Here is a 16,382-nt window from a genome sequence, read left to right on the forward strand (position 1 = left end):
GCGCGCTACGAGGCCCTGGCGTTCTTCAGCGCGTCCGGGTTCCCCGGCCCCTCGAGGTACTCGTCGTACGTGCCGTTGAAGACGCGCGGATCCTTCGACGACAGATCGAGCACGCGGGTGCCGAGCTTGCCCACGAAGTGCCGGTCGTGGCTCGTCACGACGACCGTCCCCTTGTACTCGACGAGCGCCTGGAGGAGCGCGTCGATGCTCTCGACGTCGAGGTGGTTCGTCGGCTCGTCGAGCACGACGATGTTGTTCTTCACCAGGATGAGCTTCGCGAGGAACAGGCGCGCCGCCTCGCCGCCGGAGAGGTTCTCCGTCTTCTTGAGCCCGGCCTCGCCGCTGAAGAGCAGCTTCCCGAGCACCGAGCGCACGTGCTCCTTCGGGGCGGACGGGTCGAAGCGGTACAGCCAGTCGTAGGCCGTGAACCCCGCCTCGATCGCCTCGTGGTGATCCTGCGCGAAGTAGCCGACGTTCGTGTCGTGGCCCCACGTGACGGCCCCGGCGTCCGGCGTGTACTCGCCGACGAGGAGCTTGAGCAGCGTCGACTTGCCGATGCCGCTCGGCCCGATGACCGCGAGCTTGTCGCCGCGGTTCAGGTTGAAATCGAGCTTCTGGATCACGCGCCGATCGCCGAAGCTCTTGGAGAGGCCCTCGACGCGCAGCACGTCGCGGCCAGAGGGCTTCTCGATCTCGAACTTGATGTACGGGCGCACGACGCTCGAGCGCCGCACCTGGATGCCCGCCTCGAGCTTCTCGATCTCCTTCACGCGCGACTGCGCCTGGCTCGACCGGCTCGCGCTCGCGCCGAAGCGGGCCACGAAGTCCTTGAGCTCGGCGATCTTCTTCTTCTTCTGCGCGGCGTCGGCCTCCGACTGGCGCTTACCGGTCGTCTTCTGCTCGATGAAGTCGTCGTAGTCGCCCGTGTAGAGCGTGACCGTCTGGTAGTCGACGTCGGCGACGTGCGTCGCGATCGCGTTCATGAAGTGCCGGTCGTGGCTGACGACGAGGAGCGTGCCGCGGAAGGTGTCGGTCAGGTACGACTCGAGCCAGCGGATCGAGTCGAGGTCGAGGTGGTTCGTCGGCTCGTCGAGGAGCAGGACGTCCGCGCCCCCGAAGAGCGTCTGGGCGATGAGGACGCGGAGTTTGTACCCGCCCGCGAGCGTGCTCACCGTGCTCGTGTGCCGGGCGGTCGCGATCCCGAGCCCCTCGAGGATCTCGGCGGCGCGCGACTCGGCGGTGTAGCCGTCCTCCTCGCCGATCGTCCCCTCGAGCTCGGCCAGCCGCATGCCGACCTCATCGGTCATCTCGACCTCGTACAGCCGATCGCGCTCCTGCATCGCGTCCCAGAGCGCCCGGTTCCCCATCAGGACCGTGTCGACGATCCTGCAGGACTCGTAGGCGAAATGGTCCTGCTTGAGCACCCCGACGCGGAGCTGCCTCGGGATCTCGACCGAGCCCTGATCCGACTCCTCCTCGCCGGAGATGACCTTGAGGAGCGTCGATTTCCCCGCTCCGTTCGCGCCGACGAGCACGTAGCGCTTGCCGGGGTCGAAGCGCATCGTGACGTTCTCGAAGAGAATTTTGGGACCGTACCGCTTGGTGAGCTTTTCGAGCGTGATCATCTCAGCGGCGCCGGGAGTAGCACGTGTGCGCCTGCGGTTCCGGTGAATTCCGGAGGCAGCGCGCCCCCCGGGGCAGGCGCGTCACCTCGGCGCGCCGGGCGGCGGGCTGGCGACGCGCGCCGGCGCTTCCTCGAATACCTCGGCGTCTGGCAAGGAGAGGACCTCCCTGCCGGCCGATTCCAGCATCTCTCTCGGCACGTCGCGGAAGCGCGCGCGGAAGGCCGCAGACGGGCGGAGGGTCACGGCCTGCCCGGTCGACCTGCGCCTGTACGTGGTCTCCACGCCGTCCTCGCTCGCCTCGATCAGGCTGAGATTCAGCTTCCCGAGGCTGGCCCCCGTCGCCGCGGCGGCGCCGTCGGCGATGCAGGAGAACTGCACGTTCCGCGGGCTGTGGTGGATCACCTCGAGGTCGAAGCTCCTCGCGGGCAGCCCGAGCCTCGCGAGCGCAAAGCGCCCCATGCGGTAGCCGGCGACGGCCCACGGGCCCGCCCCGCCGTGGATCGCGGCGACGGCGCGGAGCTCGTCGTCCGGGGCCTCCGCGGCCGGCCGGCCGGCGGGCTCCTGCGCAGGGCCCTCAGGGGGATGGGCGCCCGCGCCGCCGCACCGGATCGAGGAAATGGCGGCGAGGAGGATCAACGCCGCCTGGCTCATCGTCTTGCGCATGCTCGCTCGATCCCCCGTGAGGGCGGCGAAGTGTCCCCGTTCGCGCGCGACGTCAAGGGCGTCGGGCCCCGCGCCGCTGCCCGCGACGCCCGGGATCCGCCCGATCCGGCGAGCGCGCAGGCGTACCTCGGACGGTTTCACGCACCGCGGCGTCAGACCGGGGTAACATGCGCCCGTCATGCCTCGCGCGCCCGCCAGCCGTCCCCGTCGCTCCAGCCGCGCCGGCCTCGCTGGCTCCGCCGGCGACGCGACGACCCACGTGGCCCGCGCCGGGGGTGATGCTCGCCGATGACCCGCGTCCACCCTGAAGGCTTCCGGCCCGAAGCGCTCGTAGGCCAGGTCCTGCGCGGCAAGTGGCGGCTGGAGCGCCTGCTGGGCTTCGGCGGGATGGCCATGGTCTACGCCGCCACGCACCGCAACGGGATGCGCGGCGCGGTGAAGATCCTCCGCCGCGAGCTGTCCGAGGACGAGGAGGCGCGCTCGCGCTTCCTGCGCGAGGGCTACGTCGCCAACCGCGTCGAGCACCCGGGCATCGTCCGGGTGCTCGACGACGACGTCACCGACGATGGCTCCGTGTTCCTGGTGATGGAGCTGCTCGAGGGCGAGACCGTCGAGGCGCGCCGCGCGCGCGAGCCGGGCGGCGTGCTCGGCGTGAACGAGGTGCTCGGCATCGCCGACGACCTGCTCGACGTGCTCGCCGTCGCGCACGAGCGCGGGATCGTGCACCGCGACCTCAAGCCGGACAACCTGTTCCTCACGCGCCAGGGGCAGCTGAAGGTGCTCGACTTCGGCATCGCGCGGCTGCGCGAGCACTCCTCCCCGGCGAACGCCTCCACGCGCGCCGGCACCCTGATGGGGACGCCGCAGTTCATGCCGCCGGAGCAGGCGCGGGGGCAGTGGGACAGGGTCGACCCGCGCAGCGATCTGTGGGCCGTCGGGAGCACGATGTACCAGCTCCTCTCGGGGCGGTACGTGCACGAGGCCGAGACGCTCCCGCTGCTGCTCCTCGCGGCGATGACGCAGCCGGCGCCGCCCGTGGGCAGCGTCCTGCCGGCCCTGCCCCCGCCGATCGCCGGCGTGATGGACGTGGCGCTCGCGTTCGACCCCGACCGCCGCTGGCCGAACGCCCGCGCGATGCAGCGCGCGCTCCGCCAGGCGCGGGGCGGCGCGGCGCTCGAGCTGGCCCCGGGCGCGCACCCGGATCCCGGGCGCGCGCCGCTGCACTCGGAGCACGGGCGCGGGCTCCTGCACTCGGATCCAGGGCGCCCGTCGGCGCAGGCGCGAGGTCCCGGGAGCGGGCCGCGCGGCACGGAGTTCGCCGCGGCGGGCACGGCCAGCGGCGTCGCGGCCGGCGGCGGCGCGGCCAGCACCGGCACGGTCTCGCCGGTCGTGGAGCGCTCGGCCAGCGCGGAGCGCTCCGCGCCGCGCGCGGCGGCCACGGGCGCGCTCCTCGCCGGCGCGCTGGCCGTGGGTGCCCTGGTCGCGCTCGTGTGGTGGCAGCGCGCGGGCGAAAGGGGCGCGGAGGATCCGTCGCACGGCTCCACGGTGGAGGCCGAGCCGCGCCCCACCGCGGGCGCCGGGGCGACGACGGCGCCGCCCGACAGCGCAGGCTCGCTCGGGGCCGGCGTGCAGCCGGCGCCGTCCGGCGATGCGGTCCCCGCGATCGCGCCGTCCGCGCCCGCGACCACGCCGGCGCTCGAGGCCGCGAGCGCGACGGCCGCGAGCGCGTCCGCGCACGCCGCGCCGGCGAGCGCGAGCGCGGCCGCGCCGAGGCCCGCCGCCGGGGGCAGGGCGCGATCCCCCGCGACCGCGACGAAGGCGCCCGCCGCCACGACGCCGGCCCCCGCGCCGACGCCGGCGGAGGACCCGTACAACCGGAGACGTTGAGGCCGCACGGATGCGTAGATCGAGCTCGCGTAGACGATTCCCGGCGGAGGTGCTCGCCCTGGGAGGAGCCGTGCTCCTCGCCTGCCCCGACGCCTCCGCGCAGGGGCGCGATCCTGCGGCCGCGGAGGCGCTGTTCGACGCCGGCAGGGCGGCGCTGCAGGCGAAGGACTACGACGCCGCGTGCCCGAAATTCCGGGAGAGCTACGAGCTCGATCCGGCGCCCGGGGCGCTGCTCAACCTCGGCGACTGCGAGGAGAAGCGCGGCAGGGTCGCGACCGCGTGGTCGATCTTCCGGCAGCTCGCGCGCGATCTGCCCGCGAACGACGACCGCCGCCCCATCGCCCAGTCGCGCGCGGCGGCGCTCGAGGCCCGCGTGCCGAGGCTCACGATCCGGCTCGCGCCGGGGGCGCCCGCGGACACGGCGGTGCAGCGCGCGGGGGTCCCGGTCGGCGCGGGCTCGCTGGGCTCGTCGTTGCCGGTGGACCCGGGCGAGGTCCAGGTGACGGCGGCGGCGCCGGGCCGGAAGCAGAAGATCTTCACGGTGCAGCTCGCGGAGGGCGCGCAGGTCGAGCTGGTCGTGGCGCCGGAGGAGGCCGCGGCCGCCGCGGGCGCGGGGCCTGCGCTCCCCCCGAAGACCGCCCCGCAGGAGGCGGGGGGCTCGCCCCGGCGGACGGCCGGCTGGATCAGCGCCGGCGTCGGCGCGGTCGGGATCGGCGTCGGCGCCGTGTTCGGCGCGCGCGCGATCGGGAAGAAGGGCGACGCCGAGGCGTACTGCGACGAGGACAACGTCTGCCTGGATCAGGGGATCAAGCTGCAAAAGCAGGGCGTGACCGCGGGGACGATCTCGACGGTCGCGTTCCTCGTCGGGGCGGCGGCGCTGGGCACGGGCGCGGTGCTCGTCTTCACGGCGCCCTCCTCGGGGCAAGGGTCGCCAGCGCCCCGGGCCACCATCGGCGTGGTGCCGGGCGGCGCCGTGGCGACTGTCGTTTTTTGACGGGAGCTGCGCGGCGTCGCCGCGAGGGAGGGGCCCTGGTGGTGAAGCGCGATCAGAGGAGCATCCGAGCCGTGGTCTCTGCCGTCCTGCTCGTCGCCGCGGGCGTGGGAGGCTGCAACGCGCTCATCGGCCTCGAGGTCGGCCAGCTGGACGCATCGACGGGCGGCACGGGCGGCGCGGGCACGGGCACGGGCGGAGGGGCCGAGGGCGGCGGTGGCAGCGGCGGCGCCGGCACCGGCGGCAGCGGCGGAGGCGGCGGCGCTGGCGCTGGCGCGGGCGGCGGCGGCGGCGGCGGCGAGGCGCCGTTCTGCGGCGAGGATCGCAAGGACGCCATCCGCGGGCCGCAGGCACGCTGGGGCACGACCATCGGGCTCGACGTCACCGACGTCGCGGCGCACGGCGACGGGGTGACGGCCATCGTCAACGAGAAGGGCACGATCTCCGTCGCGCGGTGGGCGCGCGGCGGCACCCGCGATGCCGGGTATGGGCTGACGGCGACCGATGTGCTGGAAGGCGACATCAAGGCCACGCACCTCTCCATCGGCCAGGGGCTCGCCTATGTGGCAGGGTGGTCGGACAGCGGCCCCCAGCTGCCCAGCGCGTCCACCACCGGGTGCGTCATCAGCGGGCTCGCGCGCTCTCACCCGAGCTTCCTCGCTGCGCTCGACGAGAAGGGCCAGTGCCGGTGGGCGTGGTCGCCGGAGGGCGGCGCCACCTCCACCCCGCTCGGCCTTGCGGCGGCGCCCGGCGCCGTGGTGATCGCCGCCTCGGTGAAGGGACCGAGCGTGAACGACGGCACGTGCACCCTCGCCATGGGCGGCGCGGAGACGTCCGTGGGCCTGGCCGCGCTCGATCCGGCGGCAGGCGGTTGCCTGTGGGGGATGCCCATCGGCCCGTCGCCGGCCGTGACCGTCGGAGAGCTCCTCGTCGACGAGGCGCGCGGCGAGGTGCTGGCGGTCGGCCGCTACGAGGGCGAGGAGGGCTACGTCGTCGGGGGAGCGCTGCTCCCTCCCTCGCAGGATCGCGATGTGTTCGTGGCGCGCTTCGCGCTGACCGAGGGGTCGCTCAAGGGCATCGACGCGTTCCCCCTCCCCGGGCGTCAGGAGGTGGACCAGCGCGGGGCCGCGCTGCTCTCGGACGGCGACGTCGTGATCGTCGGCTCCTATGCCGGCTCGCTCGATTTCGGCGAGGGCTGCCCGCCGGCGCCCGAAGAGGACGCGCCGGACATGGAGAACTTCTTCGTCATGCGCGTCTCCGGCCCGTCCGTGGTCTGGGGCCGCGGGTTCGGCGACGCGGGGCACCGGCAGTGGGTCACCAGCGTGGCGGCGGCGCCCGATGGACTGATCTACGTGACGGGGAACTACCAGGGCGAGATCGACCTCGGGAACGGCGGGAAGCTCGTCGCTCCCGCGACGGACGCCGATCCGATGGTCGGGTTTCTGATCGTGCTCGACGCCCGCGGCAACGTCGTCTCCGCCTCCGAGCTGAAGGGGACGGGCGACGCTTACGTGTGGGCCGCCGCGCCCGGCCCGGCGCCTGGCGACGCCCTCTATCTCGGCGGGGAGCTGGGCAGCACCCTCGATATCGGGCGCGACCCGCCGCTCACCGACGCGATGGGGCGCGGCTTCGTCGCCGAGCTCCCGGGCGTGCGGTGATCCCCGCTGTCCGGCGCGCCGGGCCGTGAGCGCTCGACGCCCCGCCCCCCGCATCGGCCTCTGCGACCGGATCGCCGCGGCCCGCGCTCGGGCCGACGGCGGACGGCGGAGAGCGCGCCTTTCGGTGAGGGACGCGCCGGAACCCCCTCGACTCCTGGAGCGACGCTCGCCATGAAGTCGATGGTGGCGAGCGAGGCGAGAGCTCTCGCTGGCGGCCGCGGCGGCACCGCGCCACCAGGAGACGGGAGATGAAGCGCGATCTCAGGAGCACTCGACCCATGTTCTGCGCCGGGCTGCTCATCACCGCGGCCGCGGGGGGCTGCAACGCGCTCATCGGGCTCGAGGTCGGCGCGCTCGACTCCTCGGCGGGCGGCGCGGGCGCCACCGCTTCGAGCGTGTCGGCCGGCGGCGCAGGAGGCGAAGGCGGTCGCGGCGAGGGCGGCGCCGGCGAGGGCGGCGCTGGCGAGGGCGGCGCCGGCGAGGGCGGCGCTGGCGAGGGCGGCGCTGGCGGCGGGAACGAGGCGCTCTGCAGCTACGCCCGCGAGGGAGCCGTCCGGACACCGTCGGGAGAGTGGGGCGCGCTGTCCGGCCTGGCGGTCGTCGGCCTCGCGGCGCGAGACGGCGAGGTGACGGCCCTGGTCAAGGAGAGCCGGGTGCTCGCCAGCGAGCCCACCAAGATCAGGACGGGATTCTCGGTCGCGAGGTGGAGCCCGGCCGGGGTCCGCGAGAGCGCGTACGGGATGACGACCGGCGACATGCTCGGCAGCGTCTCGGCCGAGCACCTGGCCGTCGCCTCGGACCTCGCTTATGTGGCCGGCTGGTCGGAAGCTCCCCTCACGTTGCTCGCGTCGGGCGGCAGGTGCATGGCCAGCGCGAGCGCGGACACCGGTCGCAAGCCGAGCTTCCTGCTGGCGCTCGACGAGCTGGGCAAGTGCAGGTGGGCCTGGAGCGTGGACGCCGAGGTCAACGCCTACCCGCTCGGGCTCGCGGCGACGGCCGACCGGGTCGCCTTCGCCGTCTCACGCTCCGGGGCGACGAGCGCGAAGACCGACGAGTGCGTCCTCGGGGCCGCCGATCAGCGCGGGGTCACGGATCTCGTGACCTTCAACGCAGGCGGCAAGTGCCGGTGGAGCCGCGCGCTCGGGTCCTCCGCGGCCGTGCACGTCGCGGAGGTCGTCGCCGCGCCGGAGACCGGCGAGGTGCTCGTCGTGGGCGACTACGACGCGCCGGATGAGCCCATCGACATCCAGGGAAGAAAGCTCCCCCGCGCGCCGGATCGCGACCTGTTCGTGGCGCGCTTCCGGCTCGATGACGGCGCCCTGACGGGCCTCATCCCGCTCACGGCCCCTGGGACCCAGGCTGCGGCGCGGCACGGGTCCGCGATGCTCCCGGACGGCGAACTCGTGATCTCCGGGACCTACACCGGGCCGTCCTTCAGCTTCGAGGACGACTGTCCGCTCCTGCCTCCCACAGGAGACACGGAGAACTCGTTCGTCGCGCGCGTCTCGAAGGAGGGAGTGGTCTGGAGCCGCGGGTTCGGCGACGAGAAGCGAGATCAGATGGTCGTCAGTCTGGCGGTGGACGGAGCAGGCGCGATCTACATGGCCGGGACGCTCGAGGGCGAGATCGCCCTGGGGAACGGCGAGAGGCTCACGGCCGGGACGGACGAATTGCAGAGCTTTCTGATCGTGCTCAATCCCAGCGGCAACGTCCTCTCGGCGACCGCGTTCGCGGGCACAGGCACCGTGGGCGTGTGGGCGGTCGCGCCGGGCGCGACGCTCGGCGATCCCTTCACCATCGGCGGTGAGCTGACGGAGACGTTCTCTCTCGTCCCCAGCGACCATTCCAGCGCTGCGCCGGGCGAAGGGTTCATCGCCCGGGTGAAGGGGTTGCCGTGAGCGCCACGCGCGGACGCCAGCGCACCACGCGAGCAGTCCATGACATTTCCGCACGACGACACGGAGCCTGCGACCGGACCGCAGCGGTGCGCATTCCAGCCCGGGTTGACGAAGCGGGGACTGGCAGCTTCTATGAGAGGATGCGCTCGCTTCACCGCCTCTTCTGTTTCTGCCTGGCCCTCCCTGCCGGACTCAGCTGTGGATTCCCCGACGCCACCTTCACGGAACGCTCCAGCACGAGCGCGGGCGGCGCGACGGACGCGGCGAGCTCCGCCGTCGCGTCCTCGGGCGCGGCGGGCCCCGGCGGCGGCGCGGAGGCCTCCAGCGCCGGCGGGAACGGCGACGGCCCGATGGGCTCCGGCGGCGGTGCACCGGGCGCCGGCGGCGGTGCACCGGGCGCCGGCGGCGGCTCCGCGGGCTCCGGCGGCGGCTCGGCGACCTCCGGCTCCGGCGGCGGCTCGGCGACCTCCAGCGCGAGCGCCAGCTCGGCGACCTCCGGCTCCGGCGGCGGCGCGGCGACCTCCAGCGCGAGCGCCAGCTCGGCGACCTCCGGCTCCGGCGGCGGCGCCGTCGATTGCGATGCCGACGGCGACCACTATCGATCGACCGCGTGCGAGGGTGGCGATGATTGCAACGACAACAACGCCCTGGTCCACCCCGACCAGCCCAGCACCTTCTATGACACCCCGATCCCTACGGGAGGCGGCTTTGATTACGACTGCAGCGGCGAGGAGGAGAAGGAGTTCCGCGCGGTCAGCTGCAGCGGCCTCGCTTGCACCGCGGCGAGCAACGTGTTTCTGACGGACCCCCGGTGCGGGCGCAAGGGCCCGTTCGGCTCCTGCAGCCTGCTCTGCATGTCCACCTACATCTATGAGGAGTACGCCAGGGCATGCCACTGAGCCCGCGCTGGCTCGGTGGCGGCATCGAGGGTGCCACGCAACGGAGAGCCGACCCGATGAGACCCGAACCTGGTGCCCTCCGATCCGTCGTGTCCTGCGCCTGCCTGCTCGCTGCGGCGGCGGGGGGCTGCAACGCGATCATCGGGCTGGAGGTCGGTGAGCTGGCTCCGTCGCAGTCCGGCGCGGGCGCGGCCTCGGCCTCCTCCTCGGGAGGCCCTGGCACGGGAGGCTCGGGCGCCGGTGGTGCGGGCACCGGTGGTGCAGGCGGCGGCGACAGCGGCGGCGGCGGTGGAGGCAGCGGGGGCAGCGGCGGCGACGGCGGGGGCGGCGACGGCGGGGGCGGCGGGGGCAACGGCGGTGGGGGTCCGCTGTGCAGCGACGCCGAGGGGACCCTCGTCGAGCCGTCGGCCAGCTGGGGAGAGACGCTCGGCTTCGACGTCGGCGACCTCGCGGCGTCGGACGGCGCGCTGACGGCGGTCATCACGGAGGTCCTCGACAGCGGGGCGTTCCGCTTCTCGGTCGCGAAGTGGACCTCCGGCGGGGAAAACGATTCCCGGTACGGGCTGTCGGCGAACGATGTCTGGGGCTTGCACCTGGCTGCGAGCGGCGGCACCACCTACGTGGCCGGGGAGGCCGCAGGAGCCACCAATCTCCCCGGTGGGCTCCTCGACGCGTGCCGCGTCGGCCCTCCGCTGGTCGCCACCAGCTACACGACGAGCTTCGTCGCGGCGCTCGACGCGAACGGCCGTTGCGGGTGGGCGTGGAGCGTCGACGCGCAGCACAACACCACGGCGCGCGCCATGGCGGCGAGCTCCGAGGCGGTCGTCTTCGCCGTCGACGTGACGGACGCCGGCCGGAGCTTCGGCCCGTGCGAGCTGAAGAGCGTCCCGGCGGAGTCAGCGTTGCTCGCCGCGCTCTACCCGGCGGACGGCGCGTGCAAGTGGCAACACCGCCTCGGGCCGCGGGCGGCCGTGACCGTCAAGGCGCTCCCCGTCAACCCGAAGGCGGGCGGCAACCTCGTGACCGTCGTGGGCGACTACGAGTCGCTCGGCGGAGCGGTCACGTTCGGTGGGCAGACCCCCTTCGCCTCGGAGCAGCGCGACGTCTTCGTCGCGCGCTACACGGCGATCGACGGCGCTCTGGTGGACTTGACCACGCTGAACCTCGAGGGGGATCAGCAGGTGGCGCAGCACGGCGCCGCGCTGCTCCCGGGCGGCGACGTCGTGATCGCCGGCTCGTACCGCGGGGTCGTCGACTTCGGCGGCGGCTGCCCGGCGTTGCCCGACGCGGGGGACACGGAGAGCTTCTTCGTCGCGCGCGTCTCGAGGAAGGGCGTCGTGTGGAGCCGCGGGTTCGGCGACGACAAGGAGAGCCAGGTCGCGGCCGGCGTGGCGGTGGACGGCGCTGGCGCGATCTACGTCACGGGGGAGTTCACGGGCACGATCCCGCTGGGGAGCGCCGGGAGCCTCACGACGTCCCAGAAGCGGGCGGGGTTTCTGATGCGGCTCGACGCGCAGGGCAGCCTGATCTCCGCGACCAAGGTCGAAGGCGCCGGCACCGTCGCCCTCCGCGTCGTCGCGGTGGACGGGGCGCTCGGCGGGCCCGTCTACGTCGCCGGCGCCGTGACGGGCGCGCTCCGCCTCGATGGCCTCGCCGCGCCGCTCGGGAGCGAGAGCGATAACGAGTCCCGCGGGTTCATCGCGAGGCTCTCCGGCGCGCGCTGATCCTGGGGCCTTCCGGAAGCGCACAACCACGGACGACCCTGGGCCTCGTCGTCCGTGCGCGGGAGCGCACGGACGAAAGCGAAACGATTTCAATAGTTTCACCTGAAAAGGGCGGCTGGGTCCTCCTTCCGTCGTGTCCCGGCGCGGGCCCCACCGGCCGCCTTCATACCGAGTGAGTGAGCGCTCACTCTTGACGAGTGAGCGCTCACTCCGCTACACGGGACGCATGGCACCACCAAGCCGGCGAGCTCCTCCCCTGCGTCCGGAGGAGCGTCGCGCGAGCATCATCGCGGCGACCATCCCGCTGCTGCGCTTGTACGGCCGCGACGTGACGACGGCGCAGATCGCGATGGCCGCCGGCACCGCGGAAGGGACGCTGTTCCGCGTGTTCCCCGACAAGGAGTCGCTGATCCAGGCCGCGATCGCGACCCTGTTCGATCCGGCGCCGACGCTGCGAGAGCTGGAGCGCATCGATCTCGCGGCGCCGCTGCGTGAGCGCTTGATCCAGGCGGTCGAGGTCCTGCAGCGCCGCGTCGAGGGCATCTGGCAGCTCATCTCGATGCTCGGCATGACGATGCCGCCACCCATGCGCCCCGGGTCCGGGTGCGCTCAGACGCCGCGCCACGATGAACAGCTTCACGTGCAGATCGAGCGCCTGTTCGAGGCGTCGCGCGACGAGCTGCGCTGCGATCCGGCTTATGCAGCGCGCCTCCTGCGCATGATGACGTTCGCGGGCACACACCCGCGGATCACCGACGGCATGCCCCTGACCGCCGCGGAGGTCGTGGCGGTCCTGCTCGACGGTATCCGCCGCCGCTCCGAAGAGGAGGAGCCTTGCTGAGGCAGCTGTTGCGCCGTTTCCTGCGCCCACAGGCGCGCTTGCTGGCGCTCGTCGTCGCGCTCCAGCTCGTGGCGACGCTCGCTTCGCTGTACCTGCCGAGCCTGAACGCCGACATCATCGATCAGGGCATCGCGCTCGGTGACACGCCGCGGATCCTGGAGCTCGGCGCGATCATGCTCGCGATCACCGGCGTCCAGATCGTGTGTTCGGTCGCCGCGAACTACGCCGGCGCGCGCGTCGCGATGAGCTTCGGTCGCGACCTGCGCGCGGCGGTGTTCCACCGCGTCGGCGAGTTCTCCGCGCGCGAGCTGTCGCGGTTCGGGGCGCCGTCGCTCATCACGCGCACGACCAACGACGTCCAGCAGGTGCAGACGGTGGTGATGATGGGCTGTACGATGCTCGTCCTCGCGCCGATCATGTGCGTCGGCGGCATCGTGATGGCGCTGCGCGAGGACGGGTCGCTCGCCTGGCTGCTCGCGATCGCGGTGCCGCTGCTCGCGGGCGCCGTCGTCGCGATCATGTCGCGGATGGTGCCGCAGTTCCGGAGGATGCAGCCCCTCATCGACACCGTGAACCGCGTGCTGCGCGAGCAGATCACCGGCGTGCGCGTGATCCGCGCCTTCGTGCGCGAGCGCGCCGAGGCGGCGCGCTTCGAGCACGCGAACGGCGACCTCACCGACACCGCGCTGCGCATCGGCCGCCTGCAAGCGCTGATGTTCCCGACCGTGATGTTCGTCTTCAACGCTTCGAGCGTCGCCGTCCTGTGGTTCGGCGCGCACCAGATCGCGGACGGCACGCTCGCGATCGGCTCGATGACGGCGTTCCTCGCCTACCTGGTGCAGATCCTGATGGCCGTGATGATGGTGACGTTCATGGCCGTCATGCTGCCGCGCGCGGCCGCGTGCTCGGAGCGCATCGTCGAGGTGCTGGACACCGAGCCGTCCGTGCGCGCTCCCGACCAGCCCGTGACGCTCGTCGAGCCGACCGGCGTCGTCGAGCTGCGAGACGTCGAGTACCGCTACCCGGGCGCCGAGCTGCCCGTCCTGCGCGGCATCTCGTTCGTCGCGCGCCCCGGGCAGGTCACCGCGATCATCGGCAGCACCGGCTCGGGGAAGACCACGCTGCTCGACCTGATCGCGCGGCTCATCGATCCGACGAGGGGCGAGGTCCGGCTCGACGGCGTCGACGCGCGCATGCTCGCCCTCGAGGCGGTGTGGTCGTGCATCGGGCTCGTCCAGCAGCGAGCCTTCCTGTTCTCCGGCACGGTGGCCTCGAACCTGCGCTACGGCGACCCCGCGGCGACCGACGAGCAGCTCTGGGCGGCGCTCGCCGCCGCGCAAGCGCGCGACTTCGTCGAGGCGATGCCGCGAGAGCTCGACACGCCGATCGGGCAGGGCGGCACGAACGTCTCCGGCGGCCAGCGCCAGCGGCTGTCGATCGCCCGCGCCCTGCTGCGCCGGCCGCGCGTGTTCCTGTTCGACGACGCCTTCTCCGCGCTCGACGTCGCGACCGAGGCCCGGCTGCGGGCCGCGCTCGCCGAGCGCACGCGCGCCGCCACGGTGATCCTCGTCGCGCAGCGCGTGTCGAGCATCGTCGACGCGGACCAGATCCTCGTGCTCGACAACGGCGAGATCGTCGGCCAGGGCAAGCATGGCGAGCTGCTCGCGTCGTGCCCGACCTACGCCGAGATCGTGGCCTCGCAGCGCGATGCGGCGGTGGCCGCATGAGCGCGCGTCACGCGGGTCCCCCGCCCGCCGCCCCCGCGGGGGCGCGCTCCCCGATCCTGCCGCGCGGCCCCTTCGGCATGGGCGCCGCGCCGCCGCAGAAGGCGAAGCAGTTCGCCCCCTCCGCGCGGCGCCTCCTCGGCCGCCTCGCCCCCGAGCGCGCGCGCCTCGTGGTCGTGCTCGCTTGCTCGCTGCTCAGCGTGGGGCTCGGCCTGGCCGGCCCGAAGCTGCTCGGCCGCGCGACGGACATCATCTTCTCCGGCGTGATCGGCGCTCGCCTCCCGGCGGCCGCCACGAAGGCCGAGGCCGTCGCGGAGCTCCAGCGCTCCGGCCAGGCGCGGCTCGCCGAGCTCGTGGGCCACATGGACGTCGTTCCCGGCCGCGGCATCCAGCTCCGCGAGCTCGCCGAGCTGCTCCTGCTCGTGATGGCGCTCTACGCCGGCGCGTCGCTGTTCGCCTGGCTGCAGGGCTACCTGCTCAACGACGTCGTGCAGAACACCGTGAGACAGCTCCGCGCCGAGGCGCAGGACAAGCTCGCCCGCTTGCCGCTCGCCTACTTCGACGGCCGCCCGCACGGCGAGCTCTTGAGCCGCGTCACGAACGACATCGACAACGTCGCGCAGGGCCTGCAGCAGACCCTGACGCAGATCATGAACGGCGCGCTGACGCTCCTCGGCATCATCGTCATGCTCGTCGTGATCTCGCCGGTGCTCGCGGTGATCACGCTCTTCACCGTGCCGCTCTCGGTGCTCACGACCGCGGCGGTCGCGAAGCGCGCGCAGGCGAAATTCGTCGCGCAGTGGGCGCAGGTCGGCGTGCTCAACGGCCAGATCGAGGAGGCGTTCACCGGCCACTCGCTCGTCAACGTGCTCGGGCGACGCCGCGACGTCGAGGCGCGCTTCCAGTCCACGAACCAGGAGCTGTTCGAGACCAGCTTCCGCGCGCAGTTCATGTCCAGCATCATCATGCCGGCGGTCAACTTCGTCGGGAACCTGACCTACGTCGCGATCGCCGTCGTCGGCGGCCTGCGCGTCGCGTCGGGCGCGATGCTGCTCGGCAGCGTGCAAGCGTTCATCCAGTACTCGCGCCAGTTCTCTCAGCAGCTCGGCCAGCTCGCGTCCGTCACGAACGTCCTGCAATCGGGTGTTGCCTCTGCAGAGCGGGTGTTCGAGCTGCTCGACGAACAGGGCCAGTCACCCGACGCCACCCCGCCCGCGGCCCTGCCGAAGGTGAGCGGCGAGGTCCGGTTCGAGCACGTCACGTTCCGCTACAAGCCCGACGAGCCCCTCATCGAGGACCTCGACCTCACGATCCTGCCAGGCCAGACGGTCGCGATCGTCGGCCCGACGGGCGCCGGCAAGACCACGCTCGTGAACCTCTTGATGCGGTTTTACGAGCTCGACGGCGGTCGGATCCTGATCGACGGCGTCGACATCGCGCGCTTGCCTCGCCACGAGCTGCGCGCGAGGCTCGGTATCGTGCTGCAGGATACATGGCTGTTCTCGGGCACGATCCGTGACAATATCGCGTTCGGCAACGCGGCCGCGACCGAGGCCGATATCCAGGAGGCAGCGCGCGCGGCGCACGTCGACCGCTTCGTGCGCGCCCTGCCCGCTGGTTACGATACGGTGATCGACGAGGACTCGGGCAACCTGAGCGCCGGCGAGAAGCAGCTCATCACGATCGCCCGCGCGTTCCTCGCGAACCCGGCGATCCTGATCCTCGACGAGGCGACCTCCTCGGTCGACACCCGGACCGAGGTGCTCGTCCAGCGCGCGATGGCGGCCTTGCGCGCCCGGCGTACGAGCTTCGTCATCGCGCATCGCCTCTCGACGATCCGCGACGCCGACATGCTCCTCGTGATGAACGCGGGTCGCATCGTCGAGCGCGGCACGCACGCGGAGCTCCTCGCCGCGGGCGGCGCCTACCACGCGCTGTACCAGACCCAGCTCGCCGGCAACGGCGGAAGCGGCGTGAAGCTCGAGGGCTACTCTGCTGCGCTCAGTCGATGACCGCGGTGGCCTCGACCTCGACCAGGTGCTCGGGGTCGGAGAGCGCGCTCACGCCCAGCAGCGTCCCTGGCGGGACCGGGGTGACTCCCAGCTTCGCGGCTGCCCGACGGATCCCCTCCAGCAGCAGGGGCATCTTGTCGGGAGTCCAGCCCACGGCATAGATGGTCAGCTTCGCAACGTCGTTGAAGGAGCCTCCAACCCCGGCCAGGGCGGTGGCGACGTTGAGGTAACACTGCTCGACCTGAGCGGCGAAGTCGCCCCTGCCGATCGTCCTCCCATCAGCATCCCAGGCGACCTGGCCTGCGATGAACACGAGCTTCGACCCGGTGGCGATCGACACCTGTCGGTACGCCTCGATCTTCGGCAACCCGCTGGGGTTCACCAGGGTGATGGCCATGCTGCCTCCTTCGTCCTCTCCCTGCGCGCAGGGCGGCATGCCCGGCCGCGCGCTGGTTAGATG

12 protein-coding genes are annotated in these 16,382 nt (G+C 72.9%); 9 read left to right on the top strand and 3 right to left on the bottom strand.

Annotated elements, in window-relative coordinates; translation table 11 throughout:
• Positions 1 to 5 precede the first annotated feature (5 nt).
• Together WMF39_RS30920 and WMF39_RS30925 are read right to left on the bottom strand one after the other, a co-directional pair.
• Complete coding sequence (locus WMF39_RS30920) at positions 6 to 1,625, bottom strand: ABC-F family ATP-binding cassette domain-containing protein (RefSeq protein ID WP_437740076.1); 1,620 nt, start codon at positions 1,623 to 1,625, stop codon at positions 6 to 8.
• Between the two features lie 81 nt (positions 1,626 to 1,706).
• Entirely contained in the window at positions 1,707 to 2,288 is a 582-nt protein-coding gene (locus tag WMF39_RS30925; RefSeq protein ID WP_437740077.1) for an FmdE family protein, read from the bottom strand.
• A gap of 288 nt (positions 2,289 to 2,576) precedes the next feature.
• Here WMF39_RS30925 and WMF39_RS30930 point away from each other — a divergent pair, with 288 nt between their 5' ends.
• From WMF39_RS30930 to WMF39_RS30970, 9 genes are all read left to right on the top strand, one after another.
• Positions 2,577 to 4,175, top strand: coding sequence for a protein kinase domain-containing protein (locus WMF39_RS30930; protein WP_437740078.1), 1,599 nt, complete (start codon positions 2,577 to 2,579; stop codon positions 4,173 to 4,175).
• A gap of 70 nt (positions 4,176 to 4,245) precedes the next feature.
• Positions 4,246 to 5,169, top strand: a complete 924-nt coding sequence (locus tag WMF39_RS30935) for a tetratricopeptide repeat protein (protein ID WP_437740079.1) — start codon at positions 4,246 to 4,248, stop codon at positions 5,167 to 5,169.
• A 71-nt stretch (positions 5,170 to 5,240) separates the two neighbouring features.
• A complete protein-coding gene (locus WMF39_RS30940) occupies positions 5,241 to 6,824 on the top strand; it encodes a hypothetical protein (protein WP_437740080.1) in 1,584 nt (527 codons plus the stop codon).
• A gap of 248 nt (positions 6,825 to 7,072) precedes the next feature.
• The gene (locus tag WMF39_RS30945) at positions 7,073 to 8,722 is read left to right on the top strand and encodes a hypothetical protein (protein ID WP_437740081.1); all 1,650 of its coding nucleotides are present in this window, start codon (positions 7,073 to 7,075) and stop codon (positions 8,720 to 8,722) included.
• Positions 8,723 to 8,862: 140 nt separating this feature from the next.
• Positions 8,863 to 9,621, top strand: a complete 759-nt coding sequence (locus WMF39_RS30950) for a hypothetical protein (protein ID WP_437740082.1) — start codon at positions 8,863 to 8,865, stop codon at positions 9,619 to 9,621.
• Positions 9,622 to 9,677: 56 nt separating this feature from the next.
• Positions 9,678 to 11,345, top strand: a complete 1,668-nt coding sequence (locus WMF39_RS30955) for a hypothetical protein (protein WP_437740083.1) — start codon at positions 9,678 to 9,680, stop codon at positions 11,343 to 11,345.
• Positions 11,346 to 11,571: 226 nt separating this feature from the next.
• Positions 11,572 to 12,186 carry a TetR/AcrR family transcriptional regulator gene (locus WMF39_RS30960; protein WP_437740084.1) on the top strand — a complete coding sequence of 205 codons (615 nt, stop codon included), beginning with the start codon at positions 11,572 to 11,574 and terminating at the stop codon, positions 12,184 to 12,186.
• Positions 12,180 to 13,913, top strand: coding sequence for an ABC transporter ATP-binding protein (locus WMF39_RS30965; RefSeq protein WP_437740085.1), 1,734 nt, complete (start codon positions 12,180 to 12,182; stop codon positions 13,911 to 13,913). Before WMF39_RS30960 ends, WMF39_RS30965 begins: the two co-directional genes overlap by 7 nt.
• Positions 13,910 to 15,922: an ABC transporter ATP-binding protein gene (locus WMF39_RS30970; protein WP_437740086.1), complete on the top strand. Its 2,013-nt coding sequence runs from the start codon at positions 13,910 to 13,912 to the stop codon at positions 15,920 to 15,922. The genes WMF39_RS30965 and WMF39_RS30970 overlap by 4 nt, the downstream gene beginning before the upstream one ends.
• Here WMF39_RS30970 and WMF39_RS30975 read toward each other — a convergent pair.
• Positions 15,912 to 16,319, bottom strand: a complete 408-nt coding sequence (locus tag WMF39_RS30975; protein ID WP_437740087.1) for a RidA family protein — start codon at positions 16,317 to 16,319, stop codon at positions 15,912 to 15,914. The genes WMF39_RS30970 and WMF39_RS30975 overlap by 11 nt on opposite strands.
• Positions 16,320 to 16,382: the final 63 nt, after the last annotated feature.

This window comes from Sorangium sp. So ce1504, from assembly GCF_051521635.1.
Taxonomy (GTDB): Bacteria; Myxococcota_A; Polyangia; order Polyangiales; family Polyangiaceae; genus Sorangium; species Sorangium cellulosum_B.